The sequence below is a fragment of the Bacteroides sp. genome (genome assembly GCF_028690125.1).
In the GTDB taxonomy this organism is placed as follows: Bacteria; Bacteroidota; Bacteroidia; order Bacteroidales; family Bacteroidaceae; genus Bacteroides.
This window is the reverse complement of the sequence record NZ_JAQVBV010000002.1, coordinates 211161-227178: the sequence shown is the minus strand read 5'-3', so window position 1 is coordinate 227178 and position 16018 is coordinate 211161. Positions and strand designations below refer to the sequence as shown.

Below are 16018 nucleotides of genomic sequence, written 5' to 3'. Positions count from 1 at the left end.
TGTTCCCCGTAATCTGATTATTAATACTTTTTGAAATATAACAATGACAGAACAATTGAAACGAAAATTGAATGACTCCGCAACCTTGCGCTGGAGTGTTCTTGCTTTAGTCGCTTTTACTATGTTGTGCGGCTACTTCTTAACTGACGTCATGTCACCATTGAAACCTATGTTGGAAAAAGAGCTGTTATGGGATAGTTTAGATTACGGTTTCTTTACGAGTGCCTATGGCTGGTTCAACGTATTTTTATTGATGCTGATTTTTGGTGGTATCATTCTTGATAAGATGGGTGTCCGTTTCACGGGAATGGGAGCATGTCTGTTGATGGTTTTGGGTTGCGGATTGAAATATTACGCTATTTCGACTACCTTTCCTGAAGGATCAGTGCTTTTCGGATTCAAGACACAGGTGACTCTTGCTGCAATCGGTTATGCTGTCTTTGGTGTAGGAGTAGAGATTGCAGGTATTACGGTTTCCAAGATTATAGTAAAATGGTTTAAAGGTAAAGAAATGGCTCTTGCCATGGGACTTGAAATGGCTACGGCACGTATTGGTACGACTTTAGCAATGGTACTTACTGTCCCTTTAGCTGATTATTTTGGTACAACCGATGAGAGTGGAACCTTCCATACTAATATTCCTGCTCCTGTTTTGTTTTGTTTGGTTATGCTTTGTGTAGGTACTATTGCTTTTTTTATATATACGTTCTATGATCGGAAGCTGGATACCTCTCTGGATGCAGAAGGTTTGGAACCGGAAGAACCGTTCCGTATAAAAGATATTGTATATATCATAACCAACAAAGGTTTCTGGTTGATTGCTTTATTGTGTGTATTATTTTATTCGGCAGTATTCCCGTTTATCAAGTATGCTGCTGATTTGATGGTACAGAAATACCATGTAGATCCGAAACTCGCAGGAACCATTCCCGGATTGTTGCCGATCGGAGCAATTATACTTACTCCTTTATTCGGTTCTTTATACGACCGTATCGGTAAGGGAGCTACATTGATGATAATTGGTTCTATTATGTTGATTTTTGTGCATACAATGTTTGCTCTTCCTATACTGAATGTATGGTGGTTTGCTACTGTGATTATGATTGTATTAGGATTTGCATTCTCTTTGGTCCCTTCAGCTATGTGGCCATCCGTTCCAAAGATTATTCCGGAGAAGCAGTTGGGTACAGCTTATGCTTTGATTTTCTGGGTACAGAATTGGGGATTGATGGGTGTACCTTTGTTGATCGGATGGGTACTGAACTCCTATTGTAAAGGTCCGATAGTAGATGGTGCGCAGACTTATGATTATACGTTGCCAATGACTATTTTTGCACTCTTTGGTGTTCTGGCCTTAATTGTTGCTTTGATGTTGAAAGCAGAGAACAGAAAGAAGGGTTACGGCTTGGAAGAAGCTAATATTAAGAAGTAAGCTATATATATTCGGTATTAAAAGATTCTGATATCAGTTGTCTGATGACATTAATTCGAAATCACATTAGATAAAGATACAGACAATAAAAAGATAAAGTAATGGCGGAGAAAAAGAAAATAAACCTGTTGGAGGTTATTCCCTGTCGTAGTGAACATATTTTAGCGGTGAGGGAAGGAGAGGAAATTATTCTCTCCTTCCCCCGTTTTAAACGTTCGTGGGTGAACCGCTATCTGGTTCCTAAAGGAATGACAAAGAAGATTCATGTACGTCTGGAAGAACACGGTACAGCCGTTTGGGAGTTAATAGATAATAAGCGAACGGTTCAGGAGATTATAGAAAAACTCGCAGACCACTTTCGTCACGAAGCGGGCTACGAGTCACGTGTATCTATTTATCTTTCTCAGCTACAGAAAGACGGATTTATCAAATTAATTATAAATAAGAAAGATACCCCAAGCAATTAGGGCGAGCATAATCAACACTCCAAAAATGATGAAACTTCCCCATTTAAAGTAACTTTCATCTTTCTCTTTTTTTTCTTTTGATTGGCAGATAATCTTTTCCATTTCTTCCGGAGTAGTATCCGGCAGATGATAATGGTTTTCAGCAGATAGCATACGCTGGGTTCTTTCACTGGCACGCTCTCGCCTTATACGAGACGTTTCTCTGTTTAGCTTCATTCGACGTATCATATCAAATGCAAATCCTTCTCCAACCATAGTTTGATTATTTAAAGGGTTATTTGTTTTCTTCTCTTTCTACTTTGAGCAGGCCACCGGTATTTGGATCGAAATACACTTTGATTGTTGAGTTCTTATTGAAAAGAACCGGAGCTAGATACTCAATAATACCAAACTGGGTAATGGGAATTTCCCCTTCGTAAAGTTTCTTTTTTCCATCAGTCAAGGTTACCAATGCTTGTCCCGGCACATTGTATGCGATTCCATCCAATTCCTTTTTCTTCTTTCCGTCATCTTGAGGCATCTTAACCGTTTTGAGATCCTTCAGATTAATATAGTAAGGAATTCCCGCTAGGTCGTTATTGCCTACTACGCCGAGTTTCTTAGAGAAACGGAAAGCTACTTCATTTGCTAATTCTTTATCTGGTGTCAGGCGGATAGTGAATGTCTTTTCTTCCTTGTTACGAGTACCCGAAAACATCTCAGCCATTGCCTCCTCCTGTGCATTTAGGTTGTCGAGCATGATTTTTAGTTGGGCACCATCCGAGGGCATATTATCAGCTTGTCCTCTCAATAAAGCATTTTTGCTTTCACGGATATTATAAATTTCTTTGGCTACCAATTCCGCCATTTTAGCGGTGGAGCTGGCAATCAGGATCTCTTCCGTGAGAAAATCACGAGGATTAGCTTTATTAGGTATAGTAGGAACTGTGACCGGCGTCTTAGGAGTATTACTTTTAGTGTAAGGGACGTTGATTGATTTCACAATTCCATTTTCCGTCAATTCCATCAGGGGAGCTACAGTTTTGTCCTTCAGTTTGACAAAATAAGTGGCATCACCGTTGGGTATGCCTACCGGAGTAACTTTCACACTCGATAGTTCCCAATATTCTTCAGGTTCTGTAGAAACATTATTCAATTGTAAATAGCGGTTGGCATATTTACTGAATTCGCCCGGAGTATATTTTACTTTATTTGCTTTTATTTCAAGTTCAATCTGTGTTTTGGGGAGAGTATACACTACTCCATAGTCTTTCCCCCGTGTAACGCCTGTCAGTACTTCAGTCTGTGCGTAAGCGGTAGTTGCCATCAATAGCCCGGTTGCTATTATTAATTTTTTCATATTCGGTTCTTTTTAACTGATTCTGAAAACAAAGTTAATGAAGTTATTTATAAATCTGTAAGTTCTTAACTTTTATTCGCTTACCAATCGCCAAGCGGTGGTAAGACAAGATACGATATCACTTGCTATAAGTCCAATCATTCCTTGTTTCTTTTGTGCGAAATCTCCTGCCAGACCGTGTATATAAGTACCAATTTTTGCCGCTTCTTCTGCTGTATAGCCTTGGGCAAGTAATGCTAAAACTACACCAGTGAGCACATCACCACTACCTCCGGTTGCCATACCCGGATTCCCGGTCGGGTTAAAGTAGCATTTACCATCGGGGGTAATGATGGCAGAGTAAGCTCCTTTTAATATAATATGTACTTTGGCGGTGTGTGCTAGTTCACAGGCTTTCATGAGCCGTTCATAGGAATCCTGACATTTGCCTACCAGACGTTCTAATTCCTTGGGATGTGGAGTCAGGATAGAACCTTTAGGGAGATGCGTGAGTGTGTGACGGTGATTAGCTAAAATATTAAGTGCGTCTGCATCCAGCACTACTGGTGTTTGGCAATGTTCCAATTGTGCCAGTAAAGCGGCTTCCGTTTCGTCACTTTTTCCAATTCCCGGACCTATACCTACAGCCTGGTAATCATCCGTATCGGTTGGCACGGTAAAACAAGTTTCATTAGCGTCGGTCTCTACAATTGCTTCAGGGATGGATGTTTGCAGGATATTATTATTGCAGAATGGTACGTGCAAAGTCAGCAATCCCACTCCTGAGCGGAGGCAGGCACGAGCTGCCAGTACAGATGCTCCTGCCATTCCTTTGGAACCTGCTATCAGGAGAGCATGTCCGAAATTCCCTTTGTGAGCATATTGTTGCCGTGGTTTGATGAGAGAACGAATTTCTTCCGCTTCCAACATCTCATAGTTTGTTTCTGTTTCTTCGATACCTTCCTGGCTTAATTGAATATTCAGAATGTCCCATTCGCCCACAAACTCGGCATTTTCGGCAAAGAGAAAAGCCAGTTTCGGGAGTTGCAGACTCAAAGTAACGTCAGCGCGGATAATGTGTGCTGTGACATTGAATGTATTTTCTTCGCACATTAGTCCCGAAGGAATGTCGATAGATACAATAATTGCAGGTGAAGAATTGATATATTTCACGACAGCGGCAAATCCTCCACTGAGAGGCTTGTTAAGTCCGGAACCGAACAAACCGTCGATTACCAGATGTTGTGGAGTCAAAGTCGGAGGTACAAATTGCGTACTGATTTCATGAAACTTCACTTCTTCCATCATTTCCACCAGTTCTTTGTTCGTCTGGCAGTCGGCAGAAAGTTCTCCTTTGGTATTAAACAGAAATATTTCTACTTCATATCCTTTTTCAGCCATCATACGGGCTACGGCAAGTGCGTCGCCACCATTGTTTCCCGGACCTGCAAAAACTGTAACAGGAGTCTCTGAATCCCATCTTTTCGTAATGGCTTTGGTAAGTGCATTTGCAGCGCGTTCCATTAAATCTATTGAAGCAATCGGTTCGTTCTCAATGGTATAAGCATCCAATTTTTTAATACTGCTACTTGGAAATATTTTCATTCTTATGTTCTTTTAGTTTTCGACGTACAAACTTATAAAAAAGAATTGAATCATTTTATTCTTTTGGTTTGTTTTTAGTATCGGAGAAGGCAACTTGTAAGAAAAGAGGTGCGGTATAGAAAGTTAGTGTGCTGATTATTTGCTTATTTTATAGAAAATGTTATCTTTGTGATACCATAATGTACATCACATTATTTCTTTTGCTCACAACGATAAGGTTATAAATATAAATTGTTTAATCTTCTAAAAGCTTGCATTATGGAAAAAACTAAAATTGGCTTTAATGCCGGGAAAGTATGGCGTATTTTAAATGAAAAGGGTGAACTATCTATGTTTAATTTGTGTCATGAATTGGGTTTGACGTTCGAAGATGTAGCTATTGCTATCGGTTGGTTGGCTAGAGAAAACAAAATCTTTCTTAGAAAAAAAGAAGGAATGCTTTTTGCCAGTATCGAGAATGTTGAATTTTCTTTTGGTTAAATGACGGCTAACCTGTATTTAAGGAGAATATCCACTCATTTATTTACTTTGTTGAAAGCTGAATAGGGTGGATAAATGAGATTTATTGCATTCTATTTTGTATTTTTCTATTTCATAAGAATTTTCTTTCTTCAAGGCTTTTAATCTTTTTTTGTACCTTTGCACCCCGTAAACTACTAAATATATAATTTCATGAGTGCATTGAAAGGGCATCCGAAAGGTCTTTATCTGATTTTTGCAACGAGCACGGCAGAACGTTTCAGTTATTATGGTATGCGTGCTATCTTTATTCTTTTCCTGACGCAAGCTTTAATGTTCGATAAAGAAGCTGCTGCATCTATTTATGGCAGCTATACCGGGTTAGTTTATCTGACTCCTCTGATAGGTGGTTATATTGCAGATAAATACTGGGGTATCCGCCGTTCGGTATTCTGGGGAGCGATAATGATGGCAGTCGGACAGTTCCTGATGTTTATGAGTGCTTCCTCATTAGATAACACAGAACTGGCACACTGGTTAATGTATGGCGGACTCGGTTTCCTTATTCTGGGAAATGGTTGTTTTAAGCCTACTGTTACTTCTTTGGTCGGACAACTTTATGAGCCGGGTGACAAACGTCTCGATACTGCTTATACTATTTTTTATATGGGAGTGAATGTCGGTTCCTTTGCTGCTCCACTGATTTGTGGTTATTTGGGGGATACCGGAAATCCGCAGGACTTCAAATGGGGGTTTCTGGCATCCGGTATTATGACTCTATTTACTGTAGTTCTTTTTGAAACTCAAAAGAATAAATACCTATTCAATTCTTCCGGTGAACCTATCGGTATCATCCCTGATGCGAAACGTGAAAAGAAAGAAGATAAAGCCGACCATATCTCATATCCAAAAATGGATTCGAAGACTAAGTGGCGTAATGGTATAATTATTACTCTGCTTACCATAACTTTATTACTCTTTTTCAGTTATGTTTTTAGTGGAGATTGGGTAAGTGTCGGCATTTTTACGGCTTGCATTGTGTTCCCGGTCCTTATTCTTTTGGATGGATCGCTCACTAAGATAGAGCGCAGTCGTATTTTTGTTATCTATATTGTAGCTTTCTTTGTTATTTTCTTTTGGGCGGCTTATGAACAGGCCGGTGCTTCTCTGACGCTTTTTGCAGCCGAACAAACCAATCGTGATATTTTGGGATGGGAAATGCCTGCTTCCTGGTTTCAGTCTTTTAACCCTTTGTTTGTTGTAGTTCTCGCCTATATTATGCCGGGTGTATGGAGTTTCCTGAATAAACATAAAATGGAACCGTCTTCTCCTGCTAAACAAGCTATCGGTTTATTGCTTCTTTCATTGGGGTATCTTTTTATTTGCTTCGGTATGAAAGATGTCGTACCCGGAGTAAGAGTGAGTATGATTTGGCTGACAGGTCTTTACTTTATTCATACAATGGGAGAAATTGCTTTATCTCCTATTGGACTTTCTATGGTCAATAAGCTAAGTCCATTGCGTTTTGCTTCCTTGATGATGGGCATCTGGTATCTTTCTATGGCTACTGCCAATAAGTTTGCAGGTATGCTGAGCGGACTTTATCCGGAACCTGGAAAAGTAAAGTCAATCCTTGGCTTTCAGATTGTTACCATGTACGATTTCTTTATGGTATTCGTCGTAATGTCGGGTGTTGCTTCCCTGATTCTGTTCCTTCTTTCTAAGAAATTACAGAAGATGATGCACGGGGTAGAATAAAAAATCGTATTTTTGCGACAACTTTTTTAAAACAACTGGTTATGAATACCATTCAGATAAAAGATAAACAATTCACTGTTTCTATTAAAGAACAGGATATTCAGAAAGAAGTGATTCGGGTAGCGAACGAAATCAATCGTGATTTGGCTGGTAAGAATCCGCTTTTCCTTAGTGTGTTGAACGGTTCGTTTATGTTTACTGCCGACTTGCTGAAACATATTACGATCCCTTGTGAAATTTCGTTTGTCAAGCTGGCTTCTTATCAGGGAGTAACCTCTACCGGAACGATAAAAGAGGTGATAGGGCTGAATGAGGACATCGCCGGACGCACAGTCGTTATCGTGGAAGATATTGTAGATACCGGATTGACTATGCTACGGTTGCTGGAAACATTGGGGACACGTAATCCCGAAGCTATTCATATCGCTTCTTTGCTAGTAAAGCCGGACAAACTGAAAGTAGACCTGAATATTGAATATGTAGCGATGGAAATACCTAATGACTTTATTGTGGGCTATGGATTGGATTATGACGGATTCGGGCGTAACTATCCCGACATTTATACTGTGATAGATTAAAATCAAATACAAATTAAATTTTAGGTAGAAAAGATGTTGAACATTGTAATTTTCGGTGCTCCGGGTTCTGGAAAAGGGACACAGAGTGAACGTATTGTAGAGAAGTATAAAATTAACCACATCTCAACAGGAGATGTATTGCGTGCAGAAATTAAGAATGGCACGGAACTGGGCAAAACTGCTAAAGGCTATATCGATCAGGGGCAATTGATTCCTGACGAATTGATGATTGATATTCTGGCAAGTGTGTTTGATAGTTTTAAAGATAGCAAAGGTGTGATTTTCGATGGTTTTCCAAGAACAATTGCACAGGCAGAAGCATTAAAGAATATGTTGGTGGAAAGAGGACAGGATGTTTCTGTTATGTTAGATCTGGAAGTTCCGGAAGATGAATTGATGACTCGTCTGATCAAACGTGGCAAAGATTCCGGTCGTGCTGACGATAATGAAGAAACAATTAAGAAACGTCTGACTGTTTATCACTCACAGACAGCTCCCCTGATTGATTGGTATAAAGGAGAAAAGAAATATCAGCACATCAATGGTCTGGGTACTATGGATGGTATTTTTGCTGATATCTGCAAAGCAGTGGATAGCATTTAATTAAAAAGAATAGAAAAAATATGGCTGAATCGAATTTTGTTGATTACGTAAAGATATACTGTCGCTCCGGAAAGGGTGGAAGAGGCTCTACGCACATGAGGCGCGAGAAATATTGTCCTAACGGAGGTCCCGACGGGGGCGATGGCGGAAGAGGAGGTCATATCATCTTGCGCGGTAACCGTAACTATTGGACATTGCTTCATTTGAAGTTTGACCGTCATGCAATGGCTGGTCATGGTGAATCGGGAAGTAAGAACCGTAGCTTCGGAAAAGACGGTGCGGATAAAGTAATTGAAGTACCCTGTGGAACGGTAGTTTATAATGCCGAAACGGGGGAATATATTTGTGATGTGACCGAAGACGGACAAGAAGTAATACTCCTGAAAGGAGGAAGAGGCGGTCAGGGTAACTCTCATTTCAAGACAGCTACCCGTCAGGCTCCACGCTTTGCGCAGCCGGGTGAACCGATGCAGGAAATGACTGTTATCATGGAGTTGAAACTCCTTGCAGATGTTGGTTTAGTCGGATTTCCGAATGCGGGAAAGTCTACGCTTCTTTCTGCAATTTCTGCAGCGAAACCGAAGATTGCTGATTATCCGTTTACTACACTCGAACCTAATCTGGGTATTGTTTCCTACCGTGACGGAAAATCATTTGTTATGGCGGATATACCGGGAATTATCGAAGGGGCAAGTCAGGGTAAAGGATTAGGATTGCGTTTCCTGCGTCATATCGAACGTAACTCATTGCTTTTGTTTATGGTTCCTGCGGATAGCGATGATATTCGCAAAGAATATGAAGTTTTGCTGAACGAATTGGGTACTTTCAATCCTGAAATGCTCGACAAACAACGGGTACTTGCTATTACTAAGAGTGATATGCTCGATCAAGAGTTGATGGATGAGATAGAGCCGACGTTACCCGAAGGCATTCCTCATGTATTTATATCTTCTATTTCCGGCTTAGGGATTTCCGTATTAAAGGATATTCTATGGGAGGAACTGAATAAGGAGAGCAATAAGATTGAAGTAATTGTTCATCGTCCGAAAGATGTAACTAAACTGCAACAGGAACTCAAAGACATGGGTGAGGATGAAGACTTCAACTATGAATATGAGGAGGAGTCAGAAGAGGATGAAGACGATTTAGATTATGAATACGAACAAGAAGATTGGGAAGAAAAATGATTTCAATTACAAAAGATAAAAGAATGTTGGGGTACGAGCTGTTGGACTCTTATCCCAACATTTCTCATTTTGTGACAACACGTCAAAAAGGTTGTAGCAAAGGAAGCTACGAAGGATTTAATTGTTCACCTTATACAGCGGATGAGTCGAAAAATGTTCGGTTGAATCAATTGCTTTTGTTGCAAAACATAAAGCATCCGGTGAAAGACTTAATCATTCCGCAACAGGTTCACGATACTGCTAGCTTGGTGATCGATGATTACTATTTTAATCTACCTTTGGAGATGAAATGGAGAGTTTTGAATGGTATTGATGCATTAATAACTGCTAAACCGGGTTGTTGTATCTGTGTCTCAACAGCCGATTGTGTGCCGGTATTGCTTTATGATAAAAGGCTTCGTGTTGTAGCTGCCGTTCATGCCGGGTGGAAAGGAACCGTGAAACATATCGTTCAGGATGTATTAAGCCACATGAATGAAAAGTTCGGAACTAAAGGAGAAGATATGATTGCTTGTATTGGTCCCAGTATCTCGCTTGAATCGTTTGAAGTGGGAGAGGATGTGTACGATGCTTTTTGTACAGAAGGTTTTGATATGTCCCGCATTTCTCTCTGGAAGGAAGAAACGGGAAAGCACCATATTGACTTGTGGGAAGCAAATCGGATTCAATTGCTCGACTCTGGTGTTCCTGCGACTCAAATAGAGGTAGCCGGTATCTGTACTTATAAGAATCCCGAAGAATTTTTCTCGGCACGCAGATTGGGTATTGATTCCGGACGTATGCTGTCGGGGATTATGATCAATGATTGAGTTCTGTCTTGAAAAGTATGTACTATGTTTGAAATAAAAGTATCTCAGGAAATAAAACAGGCTTGTCCTGTATTTGCCGGAGCTGCTGTATATGCAGAGGTGAAGAATTCTACATACAACGAGGGGCTTTGGACAGAAATTAGTAAATTTACTGAGCAATTGACAACTACTACACAGATGGATGATATTAAACTCCAACCTGTGATTGCTGCTACTCGTGAGGCGTATAAGCATTGTGGAAAAGATCCCGGACGTTATCGCCCCTCTGCAGAAGCTTTACGTCGGCGTTTAATGCGTGGCATTCCTTTATATCAGATTGATACATTGGTAGATCTCATTAATTTAGTGTCACTTCGTACAGGTCATTCTATAGGTGGATTTGATGCGGACAAAATACAGGGAGAGCAGCTTGAACTGGGAATTGGTAAAGTTAATGAACCTTTTGAAGGTATTGGAAGAGGCGTTTTGAATATCGACGGATTACCCGTTTACCGCGATGCAGTTGGTGGCATCGGTACGCCTACCAGTGACAATGAACGTACTAAAATGGATATCGGTACTACTCATATTCTTGCCATTGTCAATGGTTATAATGGTAAAGAAGGGCTGGGAGAAGCTGCCGAAATGATTCAGTCTTTGTTGCAGAAATACACAGAATCGGTAGGAGGAAAGATTTTCTATTTTGAATAAAAAGCAATATAACAATGAAAAACACCACCTTATTATTAATCGCAATCTTATTTTCTATTTCAGTGAAGGCACAGGATAAGTCGTCTTTCTCTTCTATGGAACTGAATCATATCCGAGTAGCCACACCGGGGCTTTTTTCACAAAACCAAAGTATTTATCTACATTTGGATTCTTTGACGGAAAAAGACTATGTTTTTCCCTTGGCGGGCGGTAAAGTGATTTCCGCTTATGGTGCTCGTAAAGGGCATTCGGGTGCGGATATCAAGACGTGTGCCAAAGATACAATTCGTTGTGCTTTCAATGGAGTGGTGCGTATGTCGAAACCTTATAGTGCTTATGGAAATGTTGTGGTAGTACGTCATGCTAACGGACTGGAAACCATCTACAGTCATAATTTCAAGAATCTGGTTCAAAGCGGAGATAAAGTAAAGGCAGGACAACCAGTCGGTTTGACGGGGCGTACCGGACGGGCAACCACTGAACATCTACATTTTGAAACCCGTGTCAATGGACAACATTTCAATCCGAATATAATTTTTAATCTTAAAGATGGTACATTACGAAAAGGATGTATCAAATGCATAAAAAAGGGAAACGGAATTGTTGTAAAGCCAAACCAAGACAATGACCGTATTGCTCAGAACAATAAATAAGAAATATCACATCCTGTAGAAAAAACGAGTCTTTTTCTATAGTTGTAGCTATCTATGTACTAAATCTGACGACAACTTTATACTTTTATAGTTTATGGAATAAATTTCAGGCAAACCGGTCGATCTATTTTGATATCTTTATATCTATTTTTGATCAATCCTGTTTCAGGATTCCTTTCGTATACTTGAATGGCATTGCTGTCTCTGCAAGCAACTAACAGAAACTTTCCATTAGGGGTAATAATAAAATTCCGAGGATGAATACCTGTTAGTTGATAACCCACTTTTGTTAATGTTCCATCATTCGGACAAATCCTGAAAATAGCAATTCCGTCTGCTTTCAAGCGATTGCTGGCATATAGGAATTTCCCATCGGGACTAATATGAATATCTGCACTTCCCTTCGCTCCAACCGTATCTGCAACAATTACCTGTGTCTCTTTTAGTATCCCGTCAGTATATTGAAAAGCGATGACTGTACCTGCAAGTTCGTTAATAAGGTATGCGTACTTTCCGTTCGGTGAGAAAGTCAGATGGCGAGGACCGGAACCGGCAGGTACTTGAAAAGAAATCGGATCACCTTCTTTCAAGAAAGTTTCTTTATTTTCTGAGCCAGCATTTGAATGGATAATGAATTTATGTATCTGGTCAGTTCCTAAATCATCAGCAAACAGATACTTCCCGTCCGGAGTAATGTGTACACAATGTAGATGAGGCTTTTCCTGACGTTCTTTATCTATTCCTGAACCTTGAAACTGAATAACATCAGATGTAGGAAGCAGAGAGCCGTCTTTGCTGATAGGGAAAACTGAAACACTTCCACCACTGTAGTTTGCTGTTACCACATTCTTTCCATTGGTAATGAGGTAACAAGGATCTCCGCCTTTCGTCTTTTGTGTGTTTAGGAGACGAAAAGTTCCTATTTCCTTATCAAAAGCCAGTGCATTTACGGCAGCCCGTTCATCATTGAACTCGCTCACTGCATAAATAAATTTACCGTCAGGCGATGGAGTAAGATAGGAAGGATTTTCAATTGCTACTTCACTAAGTGGAGTAGTTGTTCCGTCATCTTCATTGAAGCGAAAACTATAAATACCTTTGCTTTTACTATCTCCGGTAGTATAAGTGCCTACGACCATAGTCAGTTCGTGATTCAAATCTTCCGAATTTTCCTGCCGGGTCATTTTTTGGGGTGTGCAACTTGTGGCAGCCATACCGATTGCACAAATAGTAGCAAGTGTTTTGAACATAAACAGGTATAATTTTATGGTTATTATTTCTTTACTTCGGGTAACGACTTCACTTCTACGATGCCAATTCGGTTATTTCTACCGAACTATTTTGATATCGTTTTGCGAGACAAAGATAACGTAATCTTTTATGTTGTTTTTCCAAGAGACCGTTAATTTATTATCAATAACGTTATTAGCTGTTTCTCTGTTTCATTTCGATAATCGTATAAGAAGATTTAACCTATACTTTTTCATAATTTATTCAGCGTTGGTTGCTCATATCCTGTGTCAAGTATGTGATAAAATAGTCCTGGTAGGAGTTCATGAAAGCCTAGCGAATATAATAATTGCTAATACCTTATCGTAAATTCGAAAACATTTTCTATCTTTGTACCCTTGGAAAGCGTTCTAAACAATCGCTATTCTGTACGAATGAATTCTGGGGTTGACTGGATTTGACAGCGGGCAGAAATGGTATGTAAGCATGCAGTGGGTCGGTAATTTCCACTCAAATATCAGTTATCAAAATTTTATCTGGCGAAAATAATTACGCTCTTGCTGCTTAATCGAATTATAGTAGATTAGCTTAATCCAGGTACTAGGTACCAGGACGAGACATCACTCGGAAGCTGTTGCTCCGAAGCATTCCGGTTCAGTGGTGCAGTCACATCGGGGATAGTTGAAAGCCGCCTCGTGCTTTTGATGAAACTTTAGAGGATAAGGTTGGAATTGATGGCTTTGGTTCTGTTTCAACACGAAAAATTAGGCAAAGATAAGCATGTAGAAAGCTTATGATTTCCTCGTTTGGACGAGGGTTCGATTCCCTCCAGCTCCACTTTTAAGCTGATTATTTAATAATAAGGTGTTGCCGAAGTAATTCTTCTGCAACACCTTATTACTTTAAATTAGTTGAGACAGGTTTTAAAACTAACGACCATGTATAAATCCGTGTTGGCAGTGTTTTTTACTTGTCTTTTCGCCTGATCTTTTCAAAGATTGAATTCAACTATCTCAATGTTTTTTATTAAAGACAGAAGGTCTTTAATTTTCCTTCCTGAGATTTAAACAAATATGTCGTTGCTTGTATTAGGACTGTCCGAAAAGTCTGTAAGCCCTATCATTCTGTTATTCATAACGTAGTGAAGAATCTCTTCATTAATACATTTAAGAGTAAATCCTTCAATAAGTAGGATAACAGAGCATAATGATAACATACAATCACTTTTCAGACAGCCTCCGATTAATTAGACTTAAAAGAAGAGCCCAATTCACCCTGTACCATCGCGTCATTTATTCTGATTATGCTAGTAGGGAATAGTTGTTTTATTCGTTCTATTCCTTCTTGCGTAATCGTTCCAGATAAATCTAATTTTCCAATTTTCACCTTTGATAATTCGTCCGGTATATCAATTTTATCAGTGAATTTCAATTGTAAGTTTTTGATATTCTCGAACTTTAATAAAATAGAAGGAAACTCTTTAACTCTGAGTGAAATGCCGTTACCAAACCCAAAACCATCCTTTTGGGCTTCAATTCTTAATTTATCTTTTAGCCCGCTATCATTAATATCTTTCTTTCTGACCATCCAACCTATTTGAGGTCTTAGAGCAAAATTATCCGTATTTTGTTCCAGACCAATAAAACCAGACCAAAGTTCTAATTGTGTTTCTATAATAGAATCATTGTATGGTTCTACGAACTTGATATCGACTTTCACAATTTCATTAGGTAGATTTTTACCACCCTCCAGTTGTTTCAGGTTATTCCTTTTATCTTTATTGTCATAAGGGAAAAACTTGACTATCCATCCGTCGATGATATTAGGAGCTCCGTATTTCTCTTGTGAATGATATTTAAACATACTGCGCCAAAAATTTTTATTAATGTCTCCTTTTGATGCTTTTACAAATTCTTGCAGAAGAGGTTCCAGTTCGGAAATCCACCATTTAAGATTGTATTTTTTTAATTTCATGGCTTTATCTAAAACCTTTTCCCAGTCTTCCGGTGTTCCTTCAAGAGTTATTTCCGGGATTCCGCAACCTACATATATGACGATAAATTCGAAGTAAGGTTTTACTGTTTCCATGATGGTTATTTCGGAAGCAATCTTCTCTACGGATGTGGTTGTTGAAAAATTGCAAGATAGTAATTCGACTAACTCATCTCCGGTATGCTGTCTGATCTGATCGGTAAATTTAGGGAGAATTTCTCCCCATGCAATAGTTGGATCGCTCAGCGGCTTGCCTGATTCAACAATTAAAGATATTTTTCCTTTGAAATCGACGAAGAACTTTCTCATAGACTCTTGATTGGCTTTTACATGTTTTGTAAATCCTTGACTAATTAATAGCCAAATCATGTCAGGAGATAAAATAAATGGTCTGTGATCCGCATAAGCCTCATACATACCGTAGAAGAAAGAGTTGTAGTCATAATTTACCAGTTGGTCGGGAGCTTTGCTTTTTGCAAGAATATTATAGGGTACATTTATATTTTTTTTCTTCAGGTCATCAGGGCTTAGTCCGGTATCAGATAGTATGAGACTTGGATAGATATCCTCATAAGATACAGTCTTAAGTGGTTTCTCAGGTTTTGAAAGTTTTTCAACTTCAAAAGTAATTCCATTTTGAGCATATGTAGTAACGCTACAAAGGATTAAAATGCAGATTAGTAGTTTTCTCATAATAGTAAATTCTGGGTTTGTAATAGATTTCCAGTAATAAAGTTACATCATTTTTAGTGATGTTTTACAAATATAATATTATTAAGAATATAGTTGAATATAAAAGCTGGATTATTTTTGAATATTCTTGTTCATTTGATCGATTATTTATAACTTACGGCACTTTTGAAGTACCTTTCATCTTTTTTCCCATAATGTATGGAAGGTATATTCATTGAAAAAATTATTTAATCATAATTGTTACAAAATATAAATCTAAGGATATGGGAAACACAGACGACCCTGATACATATTTAAAAATAATTAGAATAGTTCAAATCATTATTGTAATTATGCTGACCCTTGCGAGTCTTTGGGCGCTAATTATAAAGAAAGATAAGTTTAGTCTCTCTTTTGTAATCTTGGGATTATGCTTGTTGCTTGGTTATGTTAAAATTAAACGACTCTGGTTACGTATCACAGTGAGAATTATTTTAATTGTCGCTGCATTTCTTGCGATTTTAAATAATTATTCTTTAGTATAAACTAATAAAAAGCAGGTTTA

At 38.8% G+C, this 16018-nt stretch carries 16 protein-coding genes and 1 other RNA gene; 12 read left to right on the top strand and 5 right to left on the bottom strand.

Annotation, left to right across the window (positions count from 1 at the left end):
- Nucleotides 1–43: 43 nt before the first annotated feature.
- Together PHO71_RS02545 and PHO71_RS02540 are read left to right on the top strand one after the other, a co-directional pair.
- On the top strand, nt 44–1432 hold the full coding sequence (locus PHO71_RS02545; protein WP_300198411.1) for an MFS transporter: 1389 nt from the start codon (nt 44–46) through the stop codon (nt 1430–1432).
- 101 nt (nt 1433–1533) lie between these two features.
- Nucleotides 1534–1899 carry a PqqD family protein gene (locus PHO71_RS02540; RefSeq protein WP_300198408.1) on the top strand — a complete coding sequence of 122 codons (366 nt, stop codon included), beginning with the start codon at nt 1534–1536 and terminating at the stop codon, nt 1897–1899.
- Here PHO71_RS02540 and PHO71_RS02535 read toward each other — a convergent pair.
- From PHO71_RS02535 to PHO71_RS02525, 3 genes are all read right to left on the bottom strand, one after another.
- Nucleotides 1864–2154: a hypothetical protein gene (locus PHO71_RS02535; protein ID WP_300198405.1), complete on the bottom strand. Its 291-nt coding sequence runs from the start codon at nt 2152–2154 to the stop codon at nt 1864–1866. The genes PHO71_RS02540 and PHO71_RS02535 overlap by 36 nt on opposite strands.
- Nucleotides 2155–2173: 19 nt before the next feature.
- Nucleotides 2174–3238: a DUF4831 family protein gene (locus PHO71_RS02530; protein WP_300198402.1), complete on the bottom strand. Its 1065-nt coding sequence runs from the start codon at nt 3236–3238 to the stop codon at nt 2174–2176.
- A 72-nt stretch (nt 3239–3310) separates the two neighbouring features.
- Nucleotides 3311–4822, bottom strand: a complete 1512-nt coding sequence (locus PHO71_RS02525) for an NAD(P)H-hydrate dehydratase (protein ID WP_300198399.1) — start codon at nt 4820–4822, stop codon at nt 3311–3313.
- Between the two features lie 255 nt (nt 4823–5077).
- On the opposite strand from PHO71_RS02525, the gene PHO71_RS02520 reads away from it, so the two are divergent.
- The 8 genes from PHO71_RS02520 (at nt 5078) to PHO71_RS02485 (ending at nt 11559) form a co-directional block, all read left to right on the top strand.
- Entirely contained in the window at nt 5078–5302 is a 225-nt protein-coding gene (locus PHO71_RS02520; RefSeq protein WP_300198661.1) for a winged helix-turn-helix domain-containing protein, read from the top strand.
- 192 nt (nt 5303–5494) lie between these two features.
- Nucleotides 5495–7039, top strand: a complete 1545-nt coding sequence (locus PHO71_RS02515; RefSeq protein ID WP_300198397.1) for a peptide MFS transporter — start codon at nt 5495–5497, stop codon at nt 7037–7039.
- A gap of 41 nt (nt 7040–7080) precedes the next feature.
- A complete protein-coding gene (gene hpt / locus PHO71_RS02510; protein ID WP_300198394.1) occupies nt 7081–7617 on the top strand; it encodes a hypoxanthine phosphoribosyltransferase in 537 nt (178 codons plus the stop codon).
- Between the two features lie 33 nt (nt 7618–7650).
- The gene (locus PHO71_RS02505) at nt 7651–8220 is read left to right on the top strand and encodes an adenylate kinase (protein WP_300198392.1); all 570 of its coding nucleotides are present in this window, start codon (nt 7651–7653) and stop codon (nt 8218–8220) included.
- A 20-nt stretch (nt 8221–8240) separates the two neighbouring features.
- Nucleotides 8241–9407 carry a GTPase ObgE gene (gene obgE / locus PHO71_RS02500; RefSeq protein WP_300198389.1) on the top strand — a complete coding sequence of 389 codons (1167 nt, stop codon included), beginning with the start codon at nt 8241–8243 and terminating at the stop codon, nt 9405–9407.
- On the top strand, nt 9404–10216 hold the full coding sequence (gene pgeF, locus PHO71_RS02495; protein ID WP_300198386.1) for a peptidoglycan editing factor PgeF: 813 nt from the start codon (nt 9404–9406) through the stop codon (nt 10214–10216). The genes obgE and pgeF overlap by 4 nt, the downstream gene beginning before the upstream one ends.
- A gap of 24 nt (nt 10217–10240) precedes the next feature.
- Nucleotides 10241–10906 (top strand): B3/4 domain-containing protein, encoded by a 666-nt coding sequence (locus tag PHO71_RS02490; RefSeq protein ID WP_300198383.1) that lies wholly within the window; start codon nt 10241–10243, stop codon nt 10904–10906.
- Nucleotides 10907–10920: 14 nt separating this feature from the next.
- Nucleotides 10921–11559 carry a M23 family metallopeptidase gene (locus PHO71_RS02485; protein WP_300198380.1) on the top strand — a complete coding sequence of 213 codons (639 nt, stop codon included), beginning with the start codon at nt 10921–10923 and terminating at the stop codon, nt 11557–11559.
- Between the two features lie 92 nt (nt 11560–11651).
- Here PHO71_RS02485 and PHO71_RS02480 read toward each other — a convergent pair whose 3' ends face one another.
- Entirely contained in the window at nt 11652–12809 is a 1158-nt protein-coding gene (locus PHO71_RS02480) for a lactonase family protein (protein ID WP_300198377.1), read from the bottom strand.
- A 423-nt stretch (nt 12810–13232) separates the two neighbouring features.
- On the opposite strand from PHO71_RS02480, the gene ssrA reads away from it, so the two are divergent.
- Nucleotides 13233–13629, top strand: a transfer-messenger RNA (tmRNA) gene (ssrA, locus tag PHO71_RS02475).
- A gap of 402 nt (nt 13630–14031) precedes the next feature.
- On the opposite strand, the gene PHO71_RS02470 is transcribed toward ssrA, so the two are convergent.
- Nucleotides 14032–15474 (bottom strand): DUF4419 domain-containing protein, encoded by a 1443-nt coding sequence (locus tag PHO71_RS02470; RefSeq protein WP_300198375.1) that lies wholly within the window; start codon nt 15472–15474, stop codon nt 14032–14034.
- 263 nt (nt 15475–15737) lie between these two features.
- On the opposite strand from PHO71_RS02470, the gene PHO71_RS02465 reads away from it, so the two are divergent.
- A complete protein-coding gene (locus PHO71_RS02465; protein ID WP_300198372.1) occupies nt 15738–15998 on the top strand; it encodes a hypothetical protein in 261 nt (86 codons plus the stop codon).
- The last annotated feature ends 20 nt before the right edge of the window (nt 15999–16018 follow it).

Bases quoted from the DNA above. Each gene is read 5' to 3' on its own strand.
- PHO71_RS02545 (WP_300198411.1), top strand. From the start codon at position 44: ATGACAGAACAATTGAAACGAAAATTGAATGACTCCGCAACCTTGCGC.
- PHO71_RS02540 (WP_300198408.1), top strand. From the start codon at position 1,534: ATGGCGGAGAAAAAGAAAATAAACCTGTTGGAGGTTATTCCCTGTCGT.
- PHO71_RS02535 (WP_300198405.1), bottom strand. From the start codon at position 2,154: ATGGTTGGAGAAGGATTTGCATTTGATATGATACGTCGAATGAAGCTA.
- PHO71_RS02530 (WP_300198402.1), bottom strand. From the start codon at position 3,238: ATGAAAAAATTAATAATAGCAACCGGGCTATTGATGGCAACTACCGCT.
- PHO71_RS02525 (WP_300198399.1), bottom strand. From the start codon at position 4,822: ATGAAAATATTTCCAAGTAGCAGTATTAAAAAATTGGATGCTTATACC.
- PHO71_RS02515 (WP_300198397.1), top strand. From the start codon at position 5,495: ATGAGTGCATTGAAAGGGCATCCGAAAGGTCTTTATCTGATTTTTGCA.
- hpt (WP_300198394.1), top strand. From the start codon at position 7,081: ATGAATACCATTCAGATAAAAGATAAACAATTCACTGTTTCTATTAAA.
- PHO71_RS02505 (WP_300198392.1), top strand. From the start codon at position 7,651: ATGTTGAACATTGTAATTTTCGGTGCTCCGGGTTCTGGAAAAGGGACA.
- obgE (WP_300198389.1), top strand. From the start codon at position 8,241: ATGGCTGAATCGAATTTTGTTGATTACGTAAAGATATACTGTCGCTCC.
- pgeF (WP_300198386.1), top strand. From the start codon at position 9,404: ATGATTTCAATTACAAAAGATAAAAGAATGTTGGGGTACGAGCTGTTG.
- PHO71_RS02490 (WP_300198383.1), top strand. From the start codon at position 10,241: ATGTTTGAAATAAAAGTATCTCAGGAAATAAAACAGGCTTGTCCTGTA.
- PHO71_RS02485 (WP_300198380.1), top strand. From the start codon at position 10,921: ATGAAAAACACCACCTTATTATTAATCGCAATCTTATTTTCTATTTCA.
- PHO71_RS02480 (WP_300198377.1), bottom strand. From the start codon at position 12,809: ATGTTCAAAACACTTGCTACTATTTGTGCAATCGGTATGGCTGCCACA.
- PHO71_RS02470 (WP_300198375.1), bottom strand. From the start codon at position 15,474: ATGAGAAAACTACTAATCTGCATTTTAATCCTTTGTAGCGTTACTACA.
- PHO71_RS02465 (WP_300198372.1), top strand. From the start codon at position 15,738: ATGGGAAACACAGACGACCCTGATACATATTTAAAAATAATTAGAATA.